Annotated in this window: 22 protein-coding genes; 8 read left to right on the top strand and 14 right to left on the bottom strand. The window is 61.9% G+C overall.

Annotated features, from left to right (window positions below; translation table 11 throughout):
- Positions 1-288: 288 nt before the first annotated feature.
- From msrQ to mrcB, 9 genes are all read right to left on the bottom strand, one after another.
- Positions 289-900 (bottom strand): protein-methionine-sulfoxide reductase heme-binding subunit MsrQ, encoded by a 612-nt coding sequence (gene msrQ, locus NMB38_RS03535; RefSeq protein WP_104925838.1) that lies wholly within the window; start codon positions 898-900, stop codon positions 289-291.
- Positions 900-1,913, bottom strand: a complete 1,014-nt coding sequence (gene msrP / locus NMB38_RS03530; RefSeq protein WP_104925837.1) for a protein-methionine-sulfoxide reductase catalytic subunit MsrP — start codon at positions 1,911-1,913, stop codon at positions 900-902. Before msrP ends, msrQ begins: the two co-directional genes overlap by 1 nt.
- A gap of 79 nt (positions 1,914-1,992) precedes the next feature.
- On the bottom strand, positions 1,993-2,844 hold the full coding sequence (pssA, locus tag NMB38_RS03525; RefSeq protein ID WP_023533151.1) for a CDP-diacylglycerol--serine O-phosphatidyltransferase: 852 nt from the start codon (positions 2,842-2,844) through the stop codon (positions 1,993-1,995).
- Between the two features lie 150 nt (positions 2,845-2,994).
- Entirely contained in the window at positions 2,995-4,011 is a 1,017-nt protein-coding gene (gene ilvC / locus NMB38_RS03520) for a ketol-acid reductoisomerase (protein ID WP_023533144.1), read from the bottom strand.
- Between the two features lie 58 nt (positions 4,012-4,069).
- Positions 4,070-4,561, bottom strand: coding sequence for an acetolactate synthase small subunit (ilvN, locus tag NMB38_RS03515; RefSeq protein ID WP_003250040.1), 492 nt, complete (start codon positions 4,559-4,561; stop codon positions 4,070-4,072).
- 1 nt (position 4,562) lies between these two features.
- Positions 4,563-6,287 carry an acetolactate synthase 3 large subunit gene (locus NMB38_RS03510; RefSeq protein WP_023533127.1) on the bottom strand — a complete coding sequence of 575 codons (1,725 nt, stop codon included), beginning with the start codon at positions 6,285-6,287 and terminating at the stop codon, positions 4,563-4,565.
- A 407-nt stretch (positions 6,288-6,694) separates the two neighbouring features.
- Positions 6,695-6,988, bottom strand: a complete 294-nt coding sequence (locus NMB38_RS03505) for a YqcC family protein (RefSeq protein WP_042139838.1) — start codon at positions 6,986-6,988, stop codon at positions 6,695-6,697.
- 38 nt (positions 6,989-7,026) lie between these two features.
- Entirely contained in the window at positions 7,027-7,806 is a 780-nt protein-coding gene (locus NMB38_RS03500) for a tetratricopeptide repeat protein (RefSeq protein WP_027915386.1), read from the bottom strand.
- Positions 7,807-7,833: 27 nt separating this feature from the next.
- Positions 7,834-10,155 (bottom strand): penicillin-binding protein 1B, encoded by a 2,322-nt coding sequence (gene mrcB / locus NMB38_RS03495; protein WP_027915387.1) that lies wholly within the window; start codon positions 10,153-10,155, stop codon positions 7,834-7,836.
- 115 nt (positions 10,156-10,270) lie between these two features.
- On the opposite strand from mrcB, the gene NMB38_RS03490 reads away from it, so the two are divergent.
- Both NMB38_RS03490 and NMB38_RS03485 read left to right on the top strand, forming a co-directional pair.
- On the top strand, positions 10,271-11,833 hold the full coding sequence (locus tag NMB38_RS03490) for a bifunctional aminoglycoside phosphotransferase/ATP-binding protein (protein ID WP_104925836.1): 1,563 nt from the start codon (positions 10,271-10,273) through the stop codon (positions 11,831-11,833).
- 138 nt (positions 11,834-11,971) lie between these two features.
- Complete coding sequence (locus NMB38_RS03485) at positions 11,972-12,274, top strand: TfoX/Sxy family protein (RefSeq protein ID WP_027915389.1); 303 nt, start codon at positions 11,972-11,974, stop codon at positions 12,272-12,274.
- A 189-nt stretch (positions 12,275-12,463) separates the two neighbouring features.
- On the opposite strand, the gene NMB38_RS03480 is transcribed toward NMB38_RS03485, so the two are convergent.
- The 3 genes from NMB38_RS03480 to NMB38_RS03470 are packed head-to-tail and all read right to left on the bottom strand — an operon-like array spanning position 12,464 to position 15,149.
- Entirely contained in the window at positions 12,464-13,231 is a 768-nt protein-coding gene (locus NMB38_RS03480; protein ID WP_494354901.1) for a heme ABC transporter ATP-binding protein, read from the bottom strand.
- Positions 13,231-14,214: a FecCD family ABC transporter permease gene (locus tag NMB38_RS03475; protein WP_177430803.1), complete on the bottom strand. Its 984-nt coding sequence runs from the start codon at positions 14,212-14,214 to the stop codon at positions 13,231-13,233. Before NMB38_RS03475 ends, NMB38_RS03480 begins: the two co-directional genes overlap by 1 nt.
- A 50-nt stretch (positions 14,215-14,264) precedes the next feature.
- Entirely contained in the window at positions 14,265-15,149 is an 885-nt protein-coding gene (locus NMB38_RS03470; protein WP_049696575.1) for a heme/hemin ABC transporter substrate-binding protein, read from the bottom strand.
- A gap of 150 nt (positions 15,150-15,299) precedes the next feature.
- Here NMB38_RS03470 and NMB38_RS03465 point away from each other — a divergent pair, with 150 nt between their 5' ends.
- Complete coding sequence (locus NMB38_RS03465) at positions 15,300-15,617, top strand: Rieske (2Fe-2S) protein (RefSeq protein ID WP_049696576.1); 318 nt, start codon at positions 15,300-15,302, stop codon at positions 15,615-15,617.
- Here the strand turns inward: NMB38_RS03465 and sfsA are convergent.
- Both sfsA and NMB38_RS03455 read right to left on the bottom strand, forming a co-directional pair.
- Positions 15,607-16,320 carry a DNA/RNA nuclease SfsA gene (gene sfsA / locus NMB38_RS03460; RefSeq protein ID WP_027915394.1) on the bottom strand — a complete coding sequence of 238 codons (714 nt, stop codon included), beginning with the start codon at positions 16,318-16,320 and terminating at the stop codon, positions 15,607-15,609. The two genes, NMB38_RS03465 and sfsA, sit on opposite strands and share 11 nt — an antisense overlap.
- Positions 16,320-17,492 (bottom strand): pyridoxal phosphate-dependent aminotransferase, encoded by a 1,173-nt coding sequence (locus tag NMB38_RS03455; protein ID WP_049696577.1) that lies wholly within the window; start codon positions 17,490-17,492, stop codon positions 16,320-16,322. Before NMB38_RS03455 ends, sfsA begins: the two co-directional genes overlap by 1 nt.
- 210 nt (positions 17,493-17,702) lie before the next feature.
- Between NMB38_RS03455 and dksA the strand changes: the two genes are divergently transcribed.
- The 5 genes from dksA (at position 17,703) to NMB38_RS03430 (ending at position 23,826) form a co-directional block, all read left to right on the top strand.
- Positions 17,703-18,149 (top strand): RNA polymerase-binding protein DksA, encoded by a 447-nt coding sequence (gene dksA / locus NMB38_RS03450; RefSeq protein WP_023533176.1) that lies wholly within the window; start codon positions 17,703-17,705, stop codon positions 18,147-18,149.
- A gap of 63 nt (positions 18,150-18,212) precedes the next feature.
- A complete protein-coding gene (gene gluQRS, locus NMB38_RS03445; RefSeq protein ID WP_028687816.1) occupies positions 18,213-19,100 on the top strand; it encodes a tRNA glutamyl-Q(34) synthetase GluQRS in 888 nt (295 codons plus the stop codon).
- A 146-nt stretch (positions 19,101-19,246) separates the two neighbouring features.
- The gene (locus NMB38_RS03440) at positions 19,247-19,423 is read left to right on the top strand and encodes a hypothetical protein (RefSeq protein WP_003250005.1); all 177 of its coding nucleotides are present in this window, start codon (positions 19,247-19,249) and stop codon (positions 19,421-19,423) included.
- Positions 19,407-22,382, top strand: coding sequence for a sensor histidine kinase (locus NMB38_RS03435; RefSeq protein ID WP_027915397.1), 2,976 nt, complete (start codon positions 19,407-19,409; stop codon positions 22,380-22,382). The genes NMB38_RS03440 and NMB38_RS03435 overlap by 17 nt, the downstream gene beginning before the upstream one ends.
- A gap of 4 nt (positions 22,383-22,386) precedes the next feature.
- Complete coding sequence (locus tag NMB38_RS03430; protein WP_027915398.1) at positions 22,387-23,826, top strand: sigma-54-dependent transcriptional regulator; 1,440 nt, start codon at positions 22,387-22,389, stop codon at positions 23,824-23,826.
- Positions 23,827-23,887 lie beyond the last annotated feature (61 nt).

Raw genomic sequence — 23,887 nt, 5'->3', positions numbered from 1 at the left:
TGTTTCGAGAAACTCGTTCAACTTCAACCACTTGACTCGCTTCGATCTCTCGTAGCGGGAGGCGAATTCTACAGCGTTTCAACACGCTGTCAACCTTCTTCTCAACCGCCGTCGATCTATTCGATCGTAGCCCTTTCAGCACCATCCGAACTAGCTAACTCATTGAATCTCAAGGAGTTTCGCGTTCCGATGTCGCTGGAAGTGGGGCGCATTATAAGCGGATTAGGAACTGCGTCAACCACTATTTTCAGAAATCGCGAGACAAGCACCTATTACCCCAATGCCAACTCAAGCCGACCTTCCCTGTCGGCGGTGTACGCGGGGAAGCGAACGGGCAACAGCCGGTATCCTCAGCACTATCAATAGCAGCCCAATAAAGGCATAGACAGCCCACTCCCGCAGGTCAGATCGCACAATCCATAGGAAATGCAGCAGCCCCAAGCCCAGTACCGCGTAGACCAGCCTGTGCAGCTTTTTCCATCGCGCGCCCAGGCGGCGCTGACTGTAGCGATTGGAGGTGACCGCCAACACCAGCAAACCCAGCAAGCCAAGCGCACCGACGATGATGTACGGCCGCTTGCGCAGCTCTACCGTCAACTGTCCCCAGTCCAACCCCAGGATAAAGAACAGATACGCCAGCACGTGCAACACGATGTAGGCAAACACCCACAGCCCAAGTTGACGTCGCACCACGATCCAGCCCGGCCAACCCGTAAGCCGCTGCAATGGCGTCATGCACAGGCTGATCAATAGAAACACCAAGGCGCCCAACCCCAATCGATCCATCAACACCTTGCCCGGATCAGGGCCCAACAGGTTGACCGAGGCCTCATAGAGCCACCAGGCCGGAAACAAGCAGCCTGCCATGAATATGCCCAGACGAAACCAGGGGTATCGCATCAGTAGTTCTTCCGCAGATCGAGCCCGTCATATAGCGACGCCACCTCATCGGCATAGCCGTTGAACATCTGTGTCTCCCGCACGTTGGGACTGAACAGCCCGCTAGGTAACCGGCGTTCACGAGCCTGGCTCCAGCGCGGGTGATCGACCGTCGGGTTCACATTGGCATAGAAACCATACTCGTCCGGGGCCAACCCCTGCCACGTGGTTTTCGGTTGTTCTGCCACCAGGCTGATGCGCACGATCGACTTGATGCTTTTGAAACCATACTTCCAAGGCACGACCAACCTGAGCGGCGCCCCGTTCTGGTTCGGCAGCTCCCGGCCATACATACCGACTGCCAGGATGGCCAACGGATGCATCGCCTCATCCAGGCGCAGCCCCTCTTCATAAGGCCAATCGATCAATGCAAAGCCAGAACGTTGGCCGGGCATGCTCTTGGGATCCTCGAGCGTTTCGAAACGGACATAACGGGCCTTGGAGGTGGGCTCGACCTGCTTGAGCACGTGCGCCAATGGAAAACCCAGCCACGGAATGACCATCGACCACGCCTCCACGCAGCGAAGCCGGTAGACACGCTCTTCAAGTTGGTAGGGTTTGACGAAGTCCTCCAGTGCATAGCGACCGGGTTTACCCACTTCCCCATCGATGACAACGCTCCAGGGTTCGGTCTTGAGGCTGTCTGCGTTGGCAGCCGGGTCGCCCTTGTCGGGCCCGAACTCATAGAAGTTGTTGTAGTGGGTGGCATCCTTGAAGGGGGTCACGGCTTCGTTCTGGACCGTCACCGCCTGCCAGCGGGTATCGGGCAACTTTTCGGCAAACCAGGCAGGCGCCTTGCCAGCCTGTACGTCAGGATAGCGAGACGGCTCGCCAGCCAGGGCATTGCCCGGCAACGTACCCAGTGCCAGACCCGCGAGCGAACCGCCCATCAGGGCGCGGCGCGAGAGATAGAGACCTTCAGGGGTGATCTCCGACGCCTTGCATTCGGAAGACCTGGAAAGCTTGATAAGCATGAGCGGCTCCACAGCACTGGATAACGGATGTACCAGTAAGACTATAGAGCCGGAGGGTTATTCCACAATTAAGCGATTATCACCCTTTTCGGCGACGCGAGCGCAGCAGGAACTGAATGGGGCCGGAAGCCGCATAGGCCAGGAAGGCCAGCAGCAGAATGCGCGGTGGATCGCTGAAGACCACCGCGAACACCAGCACCACGGCAAGGATCGCCACGAAAGGTACACGCCCCTTGAGGTCAAGCTCCTTGAAACTGTTGTACTTGATGTTGCTGACCATCAGCATGCCCGCAGCCGCCACCAACAGCGCCACCAGGAACGAGAGCTTCGAGCCCTGGATGCCATAGTCGCTGAACGCCCATACGGTACCGGCTACCACACCGGCCGCAGCCGGGCTGGCCAGGCCGATGAAGTAGCGTTTGTCGGCAGTGCCCACCTGCGTATTGAAACGCGCCAGGCGAAGCGCAGCACCGGCCACATAAATGAAGGCCACCATCCAGCCGACTTTGCCCATGTCACCCAGCGCCCAGCCAAAGGCCAGCAGGGCCGGGGCCACGCCGAAGGCGACCATGTCCGACAGCGAATCGTACTCGGCGCCGAAGGCGCTCTGGGTATTGGTCATGCGCGCCACCCGGCCATCGAGGCCATCGAGCACCATGGCCACGAAGATGGCGATGGCAGCAAAGGCAAAATACTTGCTCGCTTCGCGTGGATCGCCAGCGCTCAGGGCACTCTGCGCGTTCATCGAACTGATGATGGAATAGAAACCGGCGAACAGGTTCGCGGTGGTGAACAGGTTGGGCAGCAGATAAATGCCGCGATGACGCACCTTGCGCCCTTCGTCGTCATGCCCCTCTTCAATGTGCTCATCGACAGGTAGCAGGCTTTCGGCGTCGGAGGGCTTGTTCGGCTCTTCGGGACGTTCGCTCATGGAGGGTACCTTGCAACAGGATGGAAAAAGTTCGACACGGGCCCGCTAAACAGGTTCTGACGGCGGGCCACTGGTCTGCTTTATACCAGAAGCTGGCTGCCAGAACGAAAAAACGCGGCCTAAGCCGCGTTTTTCATCGTTCGACGAACCTTAGTTCTTGGTCTTGTCGACGATCTTGTTGGCCGAGATCCACGGCATCATCGAACGCAGTTTCTCGCCGATGACTTCGATGCCGTGCGCGGCGTTGTTACGGCGCTTGGCGGTCATCGATGGGTAGTTGGTAGCACCTTCGGAGATGAACATCTTCGCGTACTCGCCGTCCTGGATGCGCTTGAGTGCATTGCGCATGGCTTTACGGGATTCTTCGTTGATGACTTCCGGACCGGTCACGTACTCGCCGTATTCGGCGTTGTTGGAGATCGAGTAGTTCATGTTGGCGATACCGCCTTCGTACATGAGGTCAACGATCAGCTTCAGCTCGTGCAAGCACTCGAAGTAGGCCATTTCAGGGGCATAGCCCGCTTCGACCAGAGTCTCGAAACCAGCCTTGACCAGTTCGACGGTACCGCCACACAGCACGGCCTGCTCGCCGAACAGGTCGGTTTCGGTCTCGTCCTTGAAGGTGGTTTCGATGATACCGGTACGGCCACCACCCACACCCGAGGCGTAGGACAGGGCAACGTTCTTGGCATTGCCAGAAGCATCCTGATAGATGGCGATCAGGTCAGGGATACCGCCACCTTTGACGAACTCGGAGCGCACGGTGTGGCCCGGGGCTTTCGGTGCGATCATGATCACGTCGAGGTCGCCGCGTGGAACCACCTGGTTGTAGTGAATCGCGAAGCCATGGGAGAACGCCAGGGTAGCGCCCTTCTTGATGTTCGGTTCGATTTCCTGCTTGTACAGCTGGCCCTGGAATTCGTCCGGGGTCAGGATCATGACCAGGTCGGCAGCGGCGACCGCCGAGGCTACGTCGGTCACTTTCAGGCCGTGGGCTTCTGCCTTGGCAACGGTGGCCGAACCTTTACGCAGACCGATAGTGACGTCCACACCGGAGTCTTTCAGGTTGCACGCCTGAGCGTGGCCTTGGGAGCCGTAGCCGATGATGGCGACTTTCTTACCTTGGATGATGGAAAGGTCGCAGTCTTTATCGTAGAAAACTTTCATGAAATACCCCTGGTTATATCCCGGCCCCAAAGGAGCCATCGCTAATTTATTGTTGAATTCAGATGCTGAGCACTTTGTCGCCACGGGCAATGCCGGTAACGCCGCTGCGCACGGTTTCGAGAATCGATGCGGTGCCGATGGCCTGGATGAAGCTGTCCAGCTTGTCGCTGGTGCCGCTCAGTTGCACGGTGTACACGCTGGCGGTCACATCGACGATCTGGCCACGGAAGATATCCGTGGTGCGCTTGATCTCGGCACGCTGGGCACCGGTGGCCTTGACCTTGACCAACATCAGCTCGCGTTCGATATGAGCGCTTTCCGACAGGTCGACAAGCTTGACCACTTCGACCAGCTTGTTCAGGTTCTTGGTGATCTGTTCGATCACTTCGTCATGGCCAACGGTGGTCAACGTCAGACGCGACAGGGTCGGGTCTTCAGTCGGCGCCACGGTCAGGCTTTCAATGTTGTAGTTGCGCTGGGAGAACAGGCCGACCACACGGGACAAGGCACCCGGTTCGTTTTCCAGCAGCAGGGAGATGATGTGCCGCATATCAGGTACGCTCCGTCTTGCTCAGCCACATGTCACGCATCGAACCGTCCTTGATCTGCATCGGATAGACATGCTCGCTGCGGTCAACCGCGATGTCGATGAACACCAGGCGATCCTTCATCGCGAAGGCTTCCTCGAGCTTGGGCTTGAGGTCCTTCAGGCTGGTAATGCGGATACCCACATGGCCATAGGCCTCGGCCAGCTTGATGAAGTCAGGCAGCGACTCGACATAAGAGTGCGAGTGACGGCCGTTGTAGGCCATGTCCTGCCACTGGCGAACCATGCCCAGCACACCGTTGTTCATGTTGACGATCTTGACCGGCAGGCCGTACTGCATGCAGGTCGACAGCTCCTGGATGTTCATCTGGATGCTGCCTTCACCGGTTACACAGGCCACGTCCTGGTCCGGGAAATTGAGCTTGATGCCCATCGCTGCCGGGAAGCCGAAGCCCATCGTGCCCAGGCCACCGGAGTTGATCCAGCGGTTGGGTTTGTTGAAGCGGTAGTACTGGGCAGCGAACATCTGGTGCTGGCCCACGTCCGAGGTCACAAAGGCATCGCCGTTGGTAACTTCGCACAGGGTCTCGATGACTTTCTGCGGCTTGATGACATTGCCGTCGCCCTTGTCATAAGGGAACAGCTCGCCATTGCCACGCCATTCGTCGATCTGCTTCCACCAGGCATCCAGCGACGCCTTCTCAGGCTGCTCGCCGATTTCCTTGAGAATGCCGATCATCTCGGACAACACGCTGTCCACTGGGCCAACGATCGGTACGTCGGCCTTGATCATCTTGGAGATCGACGCCGGGTCGATGTCGATGTGGATGATCTTGGCGTTCGGGCAGAACTTGGCCGGGCCGTTGACCACACGGTCGTCGAAACGCGCACCGACGGCGAAGATGACATCGGCGTTGTGCATGGCCATGTTGGCGGTGAAGCTGCCATGCATGCCCAGCATGCCAAGGAACTGGCGATCGGTACCCGGGAAGCAGCCCAACCCCATGAGGGTATTGGTGACGGGCAAGTTCAGCGACTTGGCGATCTCGGTCAGGGACTCGGATCCACCACCCAGGATCACGCCGCCGCCGGCGTAGACGATCGGGCGCTTGGCAGCCAGCAGCATTTCTGCTGCCTTGCGAATCTGCCCGGAATGACCGCGCACGGCCGGGCTGTAGGAGCGCAGCTTGACCTTCTTGGGATACACGTACTCGAATTTTTCAGCCGGGTTGGTCATGTCCTTGGGGATATCGACCACCACCGGGCCTGGGCGGCCGGATTGCGCCAGGTAGAACGCTTTTTTCAGGATTTCCGGAATCTCGGTCGGGTTCTTGATCATGAAGCTGTGCTTCACGATAGGCCGGGAGATACCGATCATGTCGGTTTCCTGGAAGGCATCGGTACCTACCATGGTGCTAGGCACCTGGCCGGACAGAATGACCATCGGAATGGAGTCCATGTAGGCAGTGGCAATGCCCGTGATGGCATTGGTCGCACCCGGGCCGGACGTCACCAGCACCACGCCGGCCTTGCCGGTAGCGCGGGCGTAGCCGTCGGCCATGTGGGTCGCCGCCTGTTCGTGGCGAACCAGGATGTGCTCGACTTCCGGTTCCTTGAACAGCGCGTCGTAGACGTGCAGGAGAGCACCACCAGGGTACCCGTAGATGTGCTTAACGCCTTCGTCACGCAAGAAGCGGACGACCATCTCAGCGCCAGATAAAAGCTCCACGTTGTTCACCTCTAAAACGCCAGAATACCGCCCCAACAGGCGGGTCTTAATAGGTTTACTGCCAAGCAGAGCATGAGCGAACGTCAGCACTGACTGAGCAAGTATTGGGAGCTCCCCAGAGTGTTGCGGGGGTTTCCCACCCAGCGCGAGGTAACGCGTTGCGGGGTGTAACAGGTCGGCGCGGGTGTGCGCCTCATGATCTGCTTAGCGGGTCTGCTTCTGGCAGTCCCACTACAGCGGAAGTTGGATTCTTGTGATTTGGCGGCGACAAGTCAAGAAAAATTATTGCCAATTTTCAGCCAAGATGAATTCCTGGCACCACTAAAAATCACTAAAGCAGCAGGAAAATTAAGATTTCCGTAAAAAAGGGCCACAATCTGCGGCCCTTGAAGGAAAATTGGAAGAAATCAGGCGGTCGGGGCGATCAATTGGTCGAATGCTGCCAACAGTCGGCGCAGCTCCCGGCTCTGCTCCGGCCGGTTCACGAACACGGTTTCAGCCATGGTGAGGATCCCCGACGCGTTGGGCAATGGATGCCCCAACTCGATGATGATCTTCATGCGCGGCAGAAAAATCCACTGCAGCCACTGCTCGAAACGCAAGGTGTCGACCGCAAAGGGCACCGTGCTCTCCAGGGCATCGTCGTCAGGCGCCTCGTCGTCCCACCAACCTTGCACCTGCAACTCACGCTCGATCAGCATCAGGTGATCGGCAATGGCCAGTACCCGCGGTTCCACCGTCACGAGCTCACCCGTGCCTTTTGCCGTGCCTGCGCTGCCCCGGCACTGTCGCCTTGCTTTTCACGCGCCTGGGCGATCGTATTCCACAACTCGGCCTGCAAGCTCGGACGACCATTGGCATAGGTCAGCGCACGGCGCGCCAACTGCTCGGCCTGCGGGGCGTCGCCCTGGGACAGCCTTACCTGCGCCAACCGGTAGAGCACCTGCGGCTCGCGCGGTGCGATCCGCTGGGCCCGCTCCAGGCTCGACGCCGCGCCGTTGAAATCGCCGCTGCCCTGCTGCGTCTGGGCGGTGGTCAGCAGTGCCAGCACCGGCCCATCGAGCTGTTCGTCAGCGGACAACCCGCCGCCAGCGCCGCTACGCGGAATGCCGGTAGGCGCGCTGTTGGCCTTGGGGGCCGATGCGCTGTTCATTGACGCGATATCGAAAGGCTCGTCGGCAATGGGGTTAGGGTCAGTGGTAATCGGTTGGGCGTTAACCGGCTCGGTGGTGATCGGCGTCGTGCTGATAGGCGCCGCGCCATTGCCAGCAGGGAACGTCTGGATGCCGGACGCCCCGGCCCCCTGGGGAATCATCACCGTGACGCCGGAATCCTCCGGCAGGGTCTGCGCCTGGGGCGTGCCGGCGTTGATGCCAGGGGCCTGGCGCTTGGCCGTGACGCGCTCGCTGTTGGACACGCGGGTACTGGAGTCGACCACCGGTATATTGCCGCGAGGCACGCTGGAGCACCCCTGGAGCACCACCAGCGCCGTCACGGCAGGAAACAGCCACTTGTTCACGTCACACCTCTTCAATGCAGCCTGTGCTTAATTCATCCAGCCCTTGACCCAGTCCATGACCGATTCAGCTGGATTCTGCTCGCCGCCACAGGTCGCGCCGGCAGGCGGTTCACTCCCGCGAATATACGGCATCTGCACGGCGCCCGGACAGCTGCTGTCAGACCCCTGGCCGCTGTACGGATCGATCCAGGCCTGCACAACGTTGTCGGGCTGGGGCATGTCGAGCGGCAGTGGGTCGGCTTTTTTCATGAAGCTGGTCCACACCTGCAGCGCGCCGGTAGCGCCGGTGAAGGGCGTTTTACCGTTGTCGTCGCGGCCCATCCAGACCACTGCCAGCAGGTCCTGGCTGAAGCCTGAGAACCAGCTGTCACGTGAATCGTTGCTGGTACCGGTCTTGCCCGCCAGGGTGAGGGTGCGCGGCAAGGTGTTGTATACCGAGCGCCCGGTGCCTTCACGCATGACCCGCTGCATGGCGTTCTGGACCAGGTAGATGGCCGCCGGGTCGAACGTCTGCTGGATCTGGAACGGGTAGCGCTTGAGCGGTTCGCCTTCGGCTGTCAGTACACTGCGAATACCGCGCATCGGCGTGTTGAAGCCGCCGTTGGCCAGGGTCTGGTACATGGTCGCGACCTGCATCGGCGACATCCCGCCTGCACCCAGCAACATCGATGGGAACGCCGGCCAGTCCACATCCACACCCAGGCGCCCGATGGTCTTGATCACGTTCGGCACACCCACTTCCAGGCCGAGCTTGGCGGTGGAGAGGTTGTACGAGTGCGCCAGCCCCTGGTACAGGTAGATGGTGCCGTGCGAACGCCTGTCGTAGTTCTGCGGGCGCCATACCTGTCCGTTGGCAGCCTTGACCGAGAACGGTTCGTCCTGCACCCAGCTGGTCAGGGTGTACTTGCTCGGCTGCTCGAGGGCCGTCAGGTACACCGCCGGCTTGACCAGGGAACCAATCGGGCGCACGGCATCGATGGCTCGGTTGAAGCCGGCAAAGCCCGACTGGCGGCTGCCGATCAGTGCCTGCACCTCGCCGGTCTCCGGGTTGGTCACGACCATCGCCGATTCCACCTCGTCGGCGCCCTTGCGCCCGGCCAGGCGCTTGAACGTCTCGTTCATCGAAGTTTCGGCTTTCATCTGCAGGATCGGGTCGAAGCTGGTGAAAATGCGCAGCCCTTCTTCGGTCAAGTCTTCGTCGCGGTAGTCCTGACGCAGCTGGCGCTTGACCAGGTCGAGGAAGGCCGGGAACGAACTGTCGGCCAGACTGCCGCGCTTGGTGACGCCCAGCGGCATCTTCTTCGCCGCATCCACTTCGGCCTGGCTGGCCACACCCTGCTCGGCGACCAGGTCCAGTACCAGGTTACGCCTGGCCAACGCACGTTCCGGGTAACGGCGCGGGTTGTAGTAGGACGGGCCCTTGACCATGCCGACCAGCAACGCAATTTGATGCAGCTTGAGCTCGGACAACGGCTGGCTGAAGAAGAACTGGCTGGCCAGGCCGAAACCGTGCACGGCACGCTGACCGTCCTGGCCGACGAACACCTCGTTAAGGTAGGCCTCCAGGATTTCGCGCTTGTCGTAATGCAGTTCCAGCAATACCGCCATCATCGCCTCGGTCAGCTTGCGGCTCAGGCTGCGCTCACTGGTGAGGTAGAAGTTCTTGACCAACTGCTGGGTCAGGGTACTGCCACCCTGGCGCATCGATCCGGACGAGGTATTGACCCACATGGCCCGGGCGATGGATTTGGGCGACACGCCCAAGTGACTGTAGAAATCGCGGTCTTCGGTGGCCACAAGGGTTTCGAGCAGGTACTTGGGCACCTGGTCGATCTTGATCAGGATGCGATCCTCCAGGTTCTTGGGGTAGATGCCGCCGATCATCAGCGGCTCCAGCCGCACCACATCCAAGGCCTTGCCGTCGGCGCCCGCCAGTCCCGCCACGTAATCACCGGAGAACCGTACACGGACGAACTGGGCAGGCTCCATGCCCTCATAGAACTGGAACCCACGTGTATTGAGGTCCACCGTGTTGCCGTTCACCGCTGCCGCGCCTGGCCCATTGGCGGCACTTTCACGGCGATAACCCAGCGCGTCGAGTTCGGTGAGGAAGTCGTTCTTGCTCAGTTTCTGGCCGGTGAACAGCTCCAGCGGCCTGGCATACACCTTGGCGGGGATAGTCCAGCGCTTGCCGGAAAACTTTTCCTGCACGACGGCATCGAGGTAGACCGCGAAGCCAGCGATGATCACCAAGCCGACCAGGCTGAGCTTCAAAGCCCAGCCCAGCCAGGCACGGGAGCGGCAGGTCGGGCGTTTTTTGGGGGTACGGGAATTTCGAGATCGAGTCATGGCGGCGGATTATACGCACTTTACTGAGGCTGGGCAGGCGGCCCGGCGGTAGGCAGGGACGGCACCATTGACCATAATGGCCGATTCGAATTCCCTGCCCCCGGAAGGATTTCCCGTGAGCCAAGCCCTCATCACTGCGTTGCAGAACCCTGCCCTGTACCCCCACCCCGTGGATGGGTTCCACCTCATCGAGACGCATATCTCCTGGGTATTGCTCACGGGTGAGTATGCCTACAAGATCAAGAAGCCGATGAACTTCGGCTTCCTCGACTTCACCCACCTGGATCAGCGCCAGCACTTCTGCAACGAAGAACTGCGCCTGAATCAGCGCCTGACCGACGGTCTGTACCTGGAGGTGCTGCCAATCACCGGCACCGCCGACGCCCCGCAGATCGGTGGAGAGGGCCAGGCCATCGAATTCGCTTTGAAAATGCGCCAGTTCCCACAGGGACAGATGCTGTCAACTCTCCAGGCCAACGGTGAGCTGACCGCTGCCCATGTCGACCAGATGGCCCGCCAGATCGCCGAGTTCCACATGCAGGCGCCTCGCGTGCCGGTGGAGCACCCGCTGGGTACGCCAGAAAGCGTGATGGCACCGGTGGAGCAGAACTTCGAACAGATCCGTCCGTTTCTGAGCGACAAGGCCGACCTGCAACAGCTCGACGCCCTGCAAGCTTGGGCGCGCAGCAGTTTCGATCGCTTGCATGGGCTGCTCGAACGCCGCAAGGCCGAAGGTTTCATTCGCGAATGCCACGGCGACATTCACCTGGGCAACGCGACCCTGATCGATGGCCAGGTGGTGATCTTCGATTGCATCGAATTCAATGAGCCCTTCCGCCTGACCGACGTCTATGCCGATACCGGCTTCCTGGCCATGGACCTCGAGGACCGCGGGCTCAAGTGCCTGGCCCGGCGTTTCATCAGCCAGTACCTGGAACTGACCGGCGACTATGAAGGGCTGGAGTTGCTCAACTTCTACAAGGCCTACCGCGCCCTGGTGCGTGCCAAGGTCGCGCTGTTCAGCATGCCTGCCGACGCCGATGGCGTACAGAAGGCCACGACCCTGCGTACCTACCGCAACTACGCCAATCTCGCAGAAAGCTACAGCGCCATTCCTTCACGCCTGCTGGCCATTACCCATGGGGTTTCGGCAGTCGGCAAGAGCCATGTCGCCATGCGTCTGGTCGAAGCGCTGGGCGCCGTGCGCGTGCGCTCGGATGTGGAACGCAAACGTCTGTTCGGCGAACAGGCGCAAGACACGACAGGCCAGTTGAGCGCAGGCATCTACGACCAAGAGGCCAGTGCAGCCACTTACCAGCGCCTTCACCAGATTGCAGGTACCGTGCTGCGGGCAGGCTTGCCGGTGGTACTCGACGCCACCTACCTCAAGCATGCACAGCGCCAAGCCGCCGCCGACGTCGCGAGCCAAACAGGCGTCCCCTTCCTGATCCTCGATTGCCATGCCCCGGATGCCGTGATCAGCAGCTGGCTGCAGCAACGCCAGGCGCAGAACCAGGATCCGTCGGATGCCACCCTGGAGGTCGTTCAGGCCCAACAGGCAAGCCGTGAGCCGTTGGCTGCCGAGGAAGTCGCCTTGAGCACGCCGGTAGACACCCAGGCGAGCAGCAGCATGGACCATGTCATCGAGCAAATCCGTCAGCGCCTGCCAGGGCTCTGATACCTGAAGCGGCAAGACGCCGTTTCAAGCGACGCGCCTCCGACCTGCGGCCTTGTCAAAAGGCCGCGCACTTGTAGGGCCCCGCTACACTTGCTCCAGCGCCATGCGCTCTTTCCTCAACCATCGCAAGGAGGCGTGATGACCGAGGATCTGCAATGCCTGAAAAACCTTGGCAAGACGTCAGTCCAGTGGCTTAAGGCCGCCGGCGTGCAAACCCCGTCGGATCTGCGCCGCCTTGGCGCAGTCCAGGCCTACTTGACGGTGAAGGCTCGCGGTTTTCGCGCTACCAAGGTACTGCTGTTCGCCATCGAAGGCGCCCTGCTGGATGTTGCCTGGAGAGCGCTGCCGCACCCGCGCAAGACGGCACTGCTCGAGCTGCTGGAAGCCGCCACTCGGCGCGAGGCAAAAATAAAGTGTAATAAGCTATTGACCCATGAATGAGAATCGTTATGATTATCACAACTGGTCGCGAGACTGGTTGGATAACCTCAGAGCCCTTGGTTCGGACTCTCAGATTATCTCCTCATCAGGCTAATCACGGTTATTGACCCGGCACTTTGCCGGGTCTTTTTTTGCCTGGCTGTTCAGGTCGAGTACCCGACCGACGTCATGAACACGCCTGCTTCTCTTTCAGCGGGCGATGACCAACGGATGCCCACGCTCAGGGTGCGCCTGCACGATGACATCGATTCCGAAGACAGCCTTGAGCGCCTCTGGGGTGAGCACACCGGCAGGGCTGGCCAAGGCGTAACTGCGCCCCTGTTCCAGCAACAGGATCTGGTCGCAGAACCGCGCTGCCAGGTTAAGGTCATGCAGAATGAGCAAAACGGCAGCGCCACGATCTGCGAAACGACGCACCGCCTCCAGGGTCGTGTGCTGGTGCAGCGGGTCGAGCATGGAGGTGGGCTCGTCGAGCAACAACGTCACGCCCTCTTCGCCCGGCCACAACTGCGCCATCACCCGTGCCAGGTGCACCCGCTGGCGCTCGCCACCCGACAGCGCCAGGTAACTGCGCTGTGCAAGGTGGGCTGCATCTGCTGCCTGCAATGCCGCCTCCACAATCTGTGCGTCACGCAGGCGCCCTATGGCATGCGGCATGCGCCCCATCCCCACAACGTCCTGCACCTGGAACGCAAAACCGAGGCTGGCCACCTGTGGCAACACCGCCAATCGCTGCGCGCGCTCGGGGCCGGCCCAGCCCGACAGCGGTCGCCCTTGCAGTGTCACTCGCCCCTGCGCAGGCACGAGTTCGCCACTGAGCGCTCCCAACAGACTGCTTTTGCCCGCACCATTCGGGCCCAATACACCGACGATCTGCCCAGGCGGTAGCTGCAGATCGATACCCCGCAGAACGTCCTGTTGACCACGGCGCAGGTAGAGGCCTTCGGTTTGCAGCATCACGCGCGCCCTCGGATCAGCAGGTACAAGAAAAACGGCGCGCCAATGAAAGCGGTGACGATACCAATGGGAAGCTCGGCAGGGGCCAGCAGCAGCCGCGCCACCAGATCGGCCATCAGCATCAAAGCGCCACCTGCCAACAACGAGGCAGGTAATACCACCCGGTGGTCAGGGCCGGCCAGCATTCGCACCAAATGCGGCACCACTAGGCCGATGAAACCGATCAAGCCGGCTGCGGCCACCGCCGCCCCGACACCCAATGCCGTGCAGAACACCAACTCGCGCTTCAAGCGCTCGACGTCGATACCCAGATGGCGGGCTTCGGACTCCCCCAGCATCAGCACGTTGAGCGCCCTCGCCCGGCGAGGTAGCCAGAGCGAAACGCCCGTCGCGACCAGTAGCAGAGGCCAGATCCGCGCGTAACTTGCGCCATTGAGGCTGCCCAGGTTCCAGAACGTCAAGGTGCGCAGGGTGGCGTCATCTGCCAGGTAGCCGAAGAGCCCCACGGTCGCGCCGCCCAGTGCGGTCATGGCCACCCCGGCCAGCAGCATGGTGGCCACATTGGTCTGCCCGTCGCGCCTGCCTAGCCGGTATACCAGCGCGGTCACACCCAGTCCGCCCAGAAACGCACACAGCGACAACAGATACGGTGACAAACCCTCGGGTATGTTACCCAGCCATTGACTCCCAACGATCGCAACTGCGGCGCCAACCGCCGCACCGGCCGCCACGCCTACCAGCCCAGGGTCTGCCAGCGGGTTGCGAAACAACCCCTGCATGGCCACCCCCGACAAGGCCAGCACTGCGCCCACAGCCAGCCCCAGTAGCGTTCGCGGGAGGCGGATCTGGCCAATGATCATCTGCGCCTGCTGCAAACCCTCTGCTGCAAGCGGTACACCCAAAAGCCGCAAGCTGGCCTGCAGGGTATCGGTCAGCGGCAGACTCACGGGCCCCAGCGACAAGGAAAGCAGGATGGCGAGCACGCATGCACAGCCCAGCCAGATGAACAATGTGCGCGGTCGAACCCGTGGCCTCATGGCGCGAAGCGGATAGTGGCCGACGGATAGAACGCAGCGGCCAGCACCCTAAGCGTGGCTGGCAAGCGCGGCCCCAGCCCACCGACCAGCAAGGTCGGGTCAAGCTGAACCAGGCGCTGATCGTGCACTGCACGCGAGGCGGCCAGTGCAGGGTTTTCCTTCAACAGCGCCTGCAAGGCTGCTTGATCGGTGAGCACGCGGTCCGAGAACACGATGACGTCCGGGTCCAGCGCCGCGAGCGCCTCGCTGGAAAAGTCCTTGTAGCCCTGATGGGTTGCAAGGTTACGCCCCCCGGCCTGCTGCAAGACCCAATCCCCTGCCGTGCCGGTACCTGCCAACAGCGGCTTGGCACCGGCATGCCCCACGAGCAACACCACGCCGGGCGCGGGCTGCTCGGCTTGTGCCTGGCGTACCTTGTCGTGCAGTTCATCGAGCTGATGGCGAAAGTCTTCAGTCGCACGTGCGGCCTGCGCCTGGGCCCCAAGCAGCTCGCCCAGGCGCTTGAGGGTCTGCCCGAGGGCATCGATATCGGGCTGGCTGGAGAACACCTCGACGGGCACGCCGGCCCTGGTGATCTGTGCCAACACCGGCGGTGGGCCCATTTCATCCGTACCTATCAACCTGTCAGGGCGCAGGCTCAGAATGCCTTCGGCGGACAACTGGCGCTGATAACCAATACTGGGCAGTGCTTTCAAGGAGGCTGGATGTTGGCTGGTGGTATCGACGCCGACCAACCGCCGCTCAGCGCCCAACGCGACCACCCACTCGCTCAAGGCACCGCCAGCACTGACCCAACGGCTTGACTGTTCGGCTGCCAGGGCCTTGGTGCAGAGCAGTGGGCAGGCGGCAAGAACAAGCACGGCGGCAAGGCGACGCATCATTGGATTTCCTTTATTGGATTGGCCCCCACACCTTGTAGCAGGCGGCAGAACTGCGCACCATGCAACGCCAGGCGCAGCGAATGACAGCCATTTGATAATTGTTCGCATTGACGCGTCAAGTCGACCACCGTTCCAAGAGTCAGGCCTGCCATGCACTTTCTTTGCCCCTCCCACAGCTTGCCCGAAGGCCAGAGCCGCCCGTTCGATGTAGACGGCGTTCTCCTGCTGGGCGTTCGCCGCCAAGGCAGCGTCTACCTCTACCGCAACCGCTGCCCGCACCGTGGCATTGCATTGAACGGGCCGCAGGAACGTTTTCTGGACGACAGCAACAGCCTTATTCACTGTAGCCACCACGGCGCACTCTTTTTGATCGAGACGGGCGAATGTGTGTCCGGGCCTTGCGAAGGCGAGTCGTTGCAGGCCCTGGACTGCCTCGAAGACAGTCAGGGCATCTGGCTCAAGGCGTGAGGATCACCGGCAGGCGCCGGTCAATGACGATGCCCTCGGCATCCAGCCGGGTCCCATAGGCCAGCACTTCGACCCCCTCGGCCGCCGCCACCTTCAGCGCTTGGGCATAGGCCATGTCGATCTCATCGGCCGGTCGTACGGCCTCGATTCCCGTCAGGTTCACGCAATACAGCTGAACCGCCCGTATGCCTTGACGCGCCAGCTTGGCCAGCTCGCGCAGGTGCTTGGCACCGCGCTGGGTGACGGCGTCCGGAAACGCCGCCGTGGTGCTGTCGGCGTAACCCAGGGTTACGCTTTTCACTTCCACGTAAGCCGGTGCACCGTCGAATTCCAGACGAAAATCGATGCGACTGCCTTCTTCACCGTAGGCCACCTCCCGCTTGAGTGCAGTGAAACCTGCCAGTTCGGTGATGATCCCCGCCCGCAGCGCCTCCTCCACCAATGCGTTGGCGCGGCCGGTGTTGACGCACGCCAGCCTACCTTGCGGGGTTTCGCTGATTTCCCAGGTGCCTGGCAGTTTGCGTTTCGGGTCACTTGAGCGACTGAACCACACCAGGCCACCCTCGCGCATGCAATTGAGCATGGAGCCGGTGTTGGGGCAATGGATGGTCAGCTGCTCGCCAGTGGCCAGTTCGATGTCGGCCAGAAAGCGCTTGTACCGGCGCAGCAGCCGACCTTGTTCAAGGGCAGGAGAAAAGCGCATCAGCCCTGCCAGCTCTGCAGGCCACGGGCAATCCGCTGGACCGCTTGCTCCAGGCGCGGCAGGCTTTGGGTGTAGGCGAAGCGCACATGATGGCCGGCCAGGTGGCGACCAAAGTCCAGCCCAGGGGTAAACGCCACGTGCTCGGTTTCCAGGAAATGTCGGCAGAAGCCGAAGGCATCACCCCCGAATGCGCTGATATCGGCGTACAGATAAAACGCGCCCTGGGGCTCCACGGCGATTTTGAAACCCAGGCTGCGCAGGGCTGGCAGCAGGTAATCACGGCGTTTGGCAAATTCTGCCCGGCGCGCCTCGAAGATCCCGAGCGCCTCCGGCTGGAAGCAGGCCAGCGCGGCGTGCTGGGCCATGCTGGGTGCGCTGATGTAGAGGTTTTGCGCCAGTTTCTCAAGGTCAGCCACCGCATCTTCGGGTGCCACCAACCAACCCAGGCGCCAGCCGGTCATGCCGAAATATTTGGAAAAGCTATTTAGCACAAAGGCCGAATCGTCCACCTCGAGCACGCTGGGCGCATCCATGCCATAGGTCAGGCCGTGGTAGATCTCGTCCACGACCAGGTGACCGGCGCGGGCGCGCGTGGCTTGGGCAAGGCTGGCCAACGCCTCGCGCCCCAGCACCGTCCCCGTCGGGTTGGCAGGTGATGCCACCAAGGCGCCGACCGTATCGGCATTCCAGTGTTTGTGCACCAGCTCTGCATCGAGCTGATAGTTCACCTCAGGCCCTACGGGCACCAACTGCGCCCCGCCCTCGACCAGGCGCAAGAAGTGGCGATTGCACGGGTAGCCCGGGTCGGCCAGCAGCCAATGCTTGCCGGGATCGACCAGCAGGCTGCTGGCCAGCAGCAGCGCCCCGGAACCACCTGGCGTGATCAGGATGCGCTCCGGATCGACGTCAAGGCCGTAGCGCTGACCATAGAAACCGGCGATTGCCTGGCGCAGTGCCGGCAGACCACGGGCGGCCGTGTACCGGGTGTGGCCTTCGGCAAGCGCGGCTTGCCCAGCGGCAACGATGGGCGCCGCCGTAGTGAAGTCCGGCTCGCCGATCTCGAGGTGGATCACGTCATGCCCGGCTGCCTGCAGCTCATTGGCACGCGCCAGCAGCGCCATGACATGGAAGGGTTCGATGGCGCGACTGCGCGCACTGTAGGGTTGGGCCATGTCCTTCTCTCAATCGGGTCTAAACTTGGGATTCTACCCTTGCGCGCAATCGAACGTACGGTTCGCGCCGGTGTCAGTAAGCAGGATCGGGCGGGCTAGCGCACCCCCGATCTATCTGGTAAGTTCGGCGGCTCGCAGTCGCAGGGCCGGCGGTCGCCGGAGATGGAGCATCCTGCGCATAGGATCAGATGAGTGAGAGGCGGTCTATTCATGTCCACCGTAGAAAAGCAAAAAACCGGTCAAACCATGTACGGTGTCGAGCCCTATCAAGAGACCAAGGGCGAAGAATACATGGGTGAGCCCATGAAGAAGCACTTCACCAAGCTTCTCAATGCCTGGAAAGGCGAGCTCATGCAGAGCGTGGACCGCACCGTGGACCACATGAAGGACGAAGCGGCGAACTTCCCCGACCCGGCCGACCGTGCCAGCCAGGAAGAAGAATTCGCCCTCGAGCTGCGCAACCGCGACCGCGAGCGCAAGCTGATCAAGAAAATCGACAAGACCCTGCAAAAGATTCAGGACGAAGAATACGGCTGGTGCGATTCCTGCGGGATCGAGATTGGCTTGCGCCGTCTGGAGGCCCGTCCTACCGCCGACCTGTGCTTTGACTGCAAGGAAATTGCCGAGAAGAAAGAAAAGACCGTCGGCAAAGGCTGATCGTCTTCTTCTCCAAACGGGGCGCATCATGCGCCCCGCTTCATTTATATGCCCTGCCCGATCATGACCCAGTCCCGTTACATCGGCCGCTTTGCCCCCACCCCCAGCGGTTTCCTGCATTTTGGCTCCCTGGTAGCCGCCCTGGCGTCCTGGCTGGACGCCCGAGCCGTGGGCGGGCGTTGGCTGCTGCGCATGGAGGACACCGACCCGCCACGGGAAATGCCCGGCGCGCGCGATGCCATCCTGCAAACCCTGGAGCGCTACGGCCTGGAATGGGATGGCGAAGTGGCTTTCCAGAGCCTGCGCTTTGATGTTTATGCCAGCGTGGTCGACCGCCTGTTCAACATGGGCCTGGCATACGCCTGCACCTGTTCGCGCAAGCAGCTGGAAGCGTACGGCGGCATCTACCCCGGCTTTTGTCGCAACGCCGGGCATGCCCGCGAAGGTGCGGCGATTCGTATCCGGGTACCGGAGCTGACCTACCGCTTCACCGACCGGGTTCAAGGTGAGTACGAGCAGCACCTGGGCCGCGACGTCGGCGACTTCGTCATTCAGCGCCGCGACGGGCTCTATGCCTATCAGTTGGCGGTGGTGCTCGATGACGCCTGGCAAGGCATCACCGACATCGTGCGCGGCGCCGACTTGCTCGACAACACTCCCCGTCAACTGTACCTGCAGGAGTTGCTCGGCTTCACGCAGCCGCGCTACCTGCATGTCCCGCTGATCGTCCAGCCTGACGGCCACAAGCTGGGCAAGTCGTACCGCTCCCCGCCCTTGCAGGCCGACCAGGCCACCCCGCTGCTGCTGCGCGCGCTCAGGGCACTGGGCCAGGACACGCCCGCGCAGCTCGCAAGCGCCACCCCGGCCGAAGTGCTGGCCCTGGCACGTGCGCAGTGGCGGCCCGAACGCATTGCCCAGCGCACCACGGTCCCTGAGGCCGACTTGCGCTAGGCCGGGTTTCGATAACCCGCCAACCTGAATCAAAAGGCCATGAAATTCAAACCCTTGGCCAACGCTGCCGATTCCCGCTAGCATCCGCCACGCCATATGCGCCAATAATAGATCCACACCCGCAGCGCCCAACCGTCGAGGCCCGCATGTACATCTATCGTTTGGTCCTGCTTCTGGTCGTGGGGATCTACCTGTTCTCCCCGGCCATCATGGACTGGTGGATCGAGCCCACCGGAGCCTGGTACCGCCCGTACCTGCTCTGGCTCATCCTGATCGTCGTCACTTTCATCCTGCAGAGCCAACGAGATGCCGATGAGCTTTAGCCTGACCCAGATGATCCTGATCAGTGCCGGCTACCTGCTGGTGCTGTTCGGCGTGGCCTGGGTCAGCGAACGCGGCTTGATACCGCGCTCGATCATCCGCCACCCCCTTACCTACACCTTGTCGCTGGGGGTTTATGCCAGCGCCTGGGCGTTCTACGGATCGGTCGGGCTGGCCTACCAGTACGGCTACGGCTTTCTGGCCTGTTACCTGGGGGTATCCGGGGCGTTCCTGCTGGCACCGGTGTTGCTGTATCCGATCCTGAAGATCACCCGGACCTACCAGCTATCGTCCCTGGCCGATCTGCTGGCTTTTCGCTTTCGCAGCACCTGGGCCGGGGCTCTGACCACGGTGATCATGCTGATCGGGGTGTTGCCGCTGCTTGCCCTGCAGATCCAGGCCGTGGCCGACTCCATCAGCATCCTCACCGGGGAGCCGGTCAAGGCCCGGGTAGCGTTCGCCTTCTGTGCCCTCATCATCCTGTTCACCATCTTCTTCGGTTCAAGGCACATCGCTACCCGTGAGAAGCACGAGGGGCTGGTCTTCGCCATCGCCTTCGAGTCGGTGATCAAGCTCATCTCCCTGGGCGGCATCGGCCTTTATGCCCTGTATGGTGTCTTTGGCGGGCCCCACGGCCTGGAGGTCTGGCTGCTGCAGAACCAGACGGCGCTCGCGGCCCTGCACACGCCCTTGCAGGAAGGCCCGTGGCGCACCTTGCTGCTGGTGTTCTTCGCCTCGGCGATCGTCATGCCGCACATGTACCACATGGCGTTCACCGAAAACCTCAACCCGCGTTCGCTGGTCAGCGCCAGCTGGGGGCTGCCGCTGTTCCTGCTGCTGATGAGCCTGGCCGTGCCCCTGGTGCTGTGGGCCGGCTTGCGCCTGGGCGCCAGTACCAACCCGGAATACTTCACCTTGGGGTTGGGCATCGCGGCCAACAACCAGGCCTTGGCCCTGCTGGCCTATGTCGGCGGGCTTTCGGCAGCCAGCGGGTTGATCATCGTGACCACCCTCGCCCTCTCGGGCATGGCGCTCAATCACCTGGTCCTGCCGCTGTACCAGCCGCCTGCCGAGGGCAACATCTACCGCTGGCTGAAGTGGACACGCCGGGCCTTGATCGTGGCCATCATCACCGCCGGCTTCATGTTCTACCTCACCCAGAGCAACCACCAGAGCCTGGCCAACCTGGGCATCGTCGCGTTCGTGGCCACCTTGCAGTTCCTGCCAGGGGTCCTGTCGGTGCTGTACTGGCCCACGGCGAATAGGCGGGGGTTCATTGCCGGCTTAGTGGCGGGCACCCTGGTGTGGATGGGCACCATGCTGCTGCCGCTGCTGGGTAACCTGCAGGGTTTCTACATCCCCTTGCTGGACATGATCTACGTGCTCGACGACACCAGCTGGCACATGGCAGCCATTGCATCGCTGGCCGCCAACGTGCTGCTGTTCACCTTGATCTCCCTGTTCACCAATGCCAGCAACGAAGAGGTGGCCGCCGCCGAAGCCTGCGCCGTCGACAACGTCCGCCGTCCCCAGCGCCGCGAACTGCACGCCGCCTCGCCACAGGAGTTCGCCACCCAGCTGGCCAAGCCACTGGGCGCCAAGGCCGCGCAGAAAGAAGTGGAGCAAGCCCTGCGCGACCTGTATCTGCCCTTCGACGAGCGGCGCCCCTACGCCCTGCGTCGGTTGCGCGACCGCATCGAGGCCAACCTGTCCGGCCTGATGGGCCCAAGCGTCGCCCAGGACATGGTGGAGACCTTCCTGCCCTACAAGTCAGGCAATGAAAACTATGTGACCGAAGACATCCACTTCATCGAAAGCCGGCTGGAAGACTACCACTCGCGCCTGACCGGCCTGGCTGCGGAACTCGACGCGTTGCGCCGCTATCACCGCCAGACGCTTCAGGAGCTGCCGATGGGGGTATGTTCCCTGGCCAAGGACCAGGAAATCCTCATGTGGAACAAGGCCATGGAAGAGCTGACCGGCATTGCGGCCAAGCACGTGGTCGGTTCGCGCCTGATCACCATTGCCGAACCCTGGCGGGGCCTGCTGCAGGGCTTCATCAATGTGCCGGATGAACACTTGCACAAGCAGCGCCTGGCGCTGGACGGCCAGCCGCGCTGGCTGAACCTGCACAAGGCCGCCATCGACGAACCGCTGGCCCCAGGCAACAGTGGCCTGGTGCTGCTGGTGGAAGACCTGACCGACACCCAGGCCCTGGAAGACAAGCTGGTGCACTCCGAACGCCTGGCCAGCATCGGTCGCCTGGCGGCGGGTGTGGCCCACGAGATCGGCAATCCGATCACCGGCATCGCCTGCCTTGCGCAGAACCTTCGCGAGGAGCGCGAAGGGGATGGGGAAATCATCGAGCTGTCCAGCCAGATCCTCGAACAGACCAAGCGGGTGTCGCGCATCGTGCAGTCGCTGATGAGCTTCGCCCATGCAGGCGGCAGTCATCAGAACAGCGAAGAACCCGTGTGCCTGGCCGAAGTGGCCCAGGACGCCATTGGCCTGCTGGCCTTGAATCGGCGCAACTTCGACGTGCAGTTCTTCAACCTGTGCGACCCCGACCACTGGGCAGAGGGCGACCCGCAGCGCCTGGCTCAAGTGCTGATCAACCTGCTGTCCAATGCGCGGGACGCTTCCCCACCCGGCAGCGCGATCCGCGTGCGCACCGTGGGCTGCGAGCACACGGTCGACCTGATCGTGGAGGATGAGGGCAGCGGCATTCCGAAGAACATCATGGATCGCTTGTTCGAACCCTTCTTCACCACCAAGGACCCTGGCGAGGGAACCGGGCTGGGCCTTGCGCTGGTCTATTCCATCGTGGAAGAGCATTATGGACAAATCACCATCGACAGCCCGGCCGATATCGAACGGCAACGTGGCACACGGATCCGCGTGACCCTGCCCCGGCATGTCGTAGCGACGTCCCCTGAAAATCGAGACCGTCGAGAGAATTGAATCAATGCCGCATATTCTGATCGTCGAAGACGAAACCATCATCCGCTCGGCCCTGCGACGCCTGCTCGAACGGAACCAGTACCAGGTCAGCGAAGCCGGCTCGGTGCAGGAAGCACAGGAACGCTTCAGCATTGCGACCTTCGACCTGATCGTCAGCGACCTGCGCCTGCCGGGTGCCCCTGGCACCGAGTTGATCAAGCTCGGCGAGGGCAGGCCTGTGCTGATCATGACCAGCTACGCCAGCCTGCGCTCGGCCGTGGACTCGATGAAAATGGGCGCGGTCGACTACATCGCCAAGCCGTTCGATCATGATGAGATGCTCCAGGCGGTTGCGCGCATCCTGCGTGATCGGCCAAGCGCGCCTCCCGCAGCCCCTGAGCCACGCCCGGTTTCCGGCAAGTCTGCCCCGGCGGACAAAGCCAGCGCACCGGCGACCAACGGAGATATCGGCATCATCGGTTCCTGCGCCCCCATGCAGGACATGTTCAACAAGATCCGCAAGGTCGCCCCTACCGATTCCAATGTGCTGATCCAGGGTGAATCAGGCACCGGCAAGGAACTGGTCGCCCGCGCGCTGCACAACTTGTCTCGGCGGGCCAAGGCACCGATGATTTCGGTCAACTGCGCGGCGATTCCCGAAACGCTCATCGAGTCCGAGCTGTTCGGTCACGAAAAGGGCGCCTTTACCGGCGCCAGCGCAGGCCGGGCCGGGCTGGTGGAGGCTGCTGACGGCGGCACCTTGTTCCTTGACGAGATCGGCGAACTGCCACTCGAAGCTCAGGCGCGCCTGTTGCGCGTGCTTCAGGAAGGGGAAATTCGCCGGGTGGGTTCGGTACAGTCGCAAAAGGTCGACGTGCGCCTGATCGCGGCCACTCACCGAGACCTGAAAAACCTGGCCAAGGCCGGTCAGTTCCGTGAAGACTTGTATTACCGCTTGCACGTGATCGCGCTCAAGCTACCTGCCCTGCGCGAGCGTGGCAGCGATGTGAACGAAATTGCCAGTGCCTTCCTGGCCCGCCAGTGCGCGCGGATCGGGCGCGACGATCTGCACTTCTCTTCCGAGGCAGAGCAGGCCATTCGTCACTACAGCTGGCCCGGCAACGTGCGAGAACTGGAAAACGCCGTGGAGCGCGCGGTGATCCTGAGCGAGAGCCCGGAAATTTCGGCGGAGCTATTGGGCATCGACATCGAGCTCAGCGAGCTGGACGAGGACGAGCTGCTCGACAGTACGCTGACCGTGGCCGGTGCCGCCACGGCCAGTCATGAGCCGACCGAAGACCTGTCGCTGGAGGACTACTTCCAGCATTTCGTGTTGGAGCATCAGGACCACATGACCGAGACCGAGCTGGCACGCAAGCTGGGCGTCAGCCGTAAATGCCTTTGGGAGCGCAGGCAGCGCCTGGGTATTCCACGCCGTAAAACCAACGCCACCAGCGAGAACTGATTCAACCGGGCAGGCGTCATCTCCTGCCCGTCTTCGGTCACCCTGCAAAGCCCTTCCTCGT

It is taken from the genome of Pseudomonas sp. FBCC-B35, assembly GCF_059133755.1.
The sequence above is the reverse complement of the archived record's forward strand: the minus strand, read 5'-3'. Positions and strand labels throughout refer to the sequence as shown.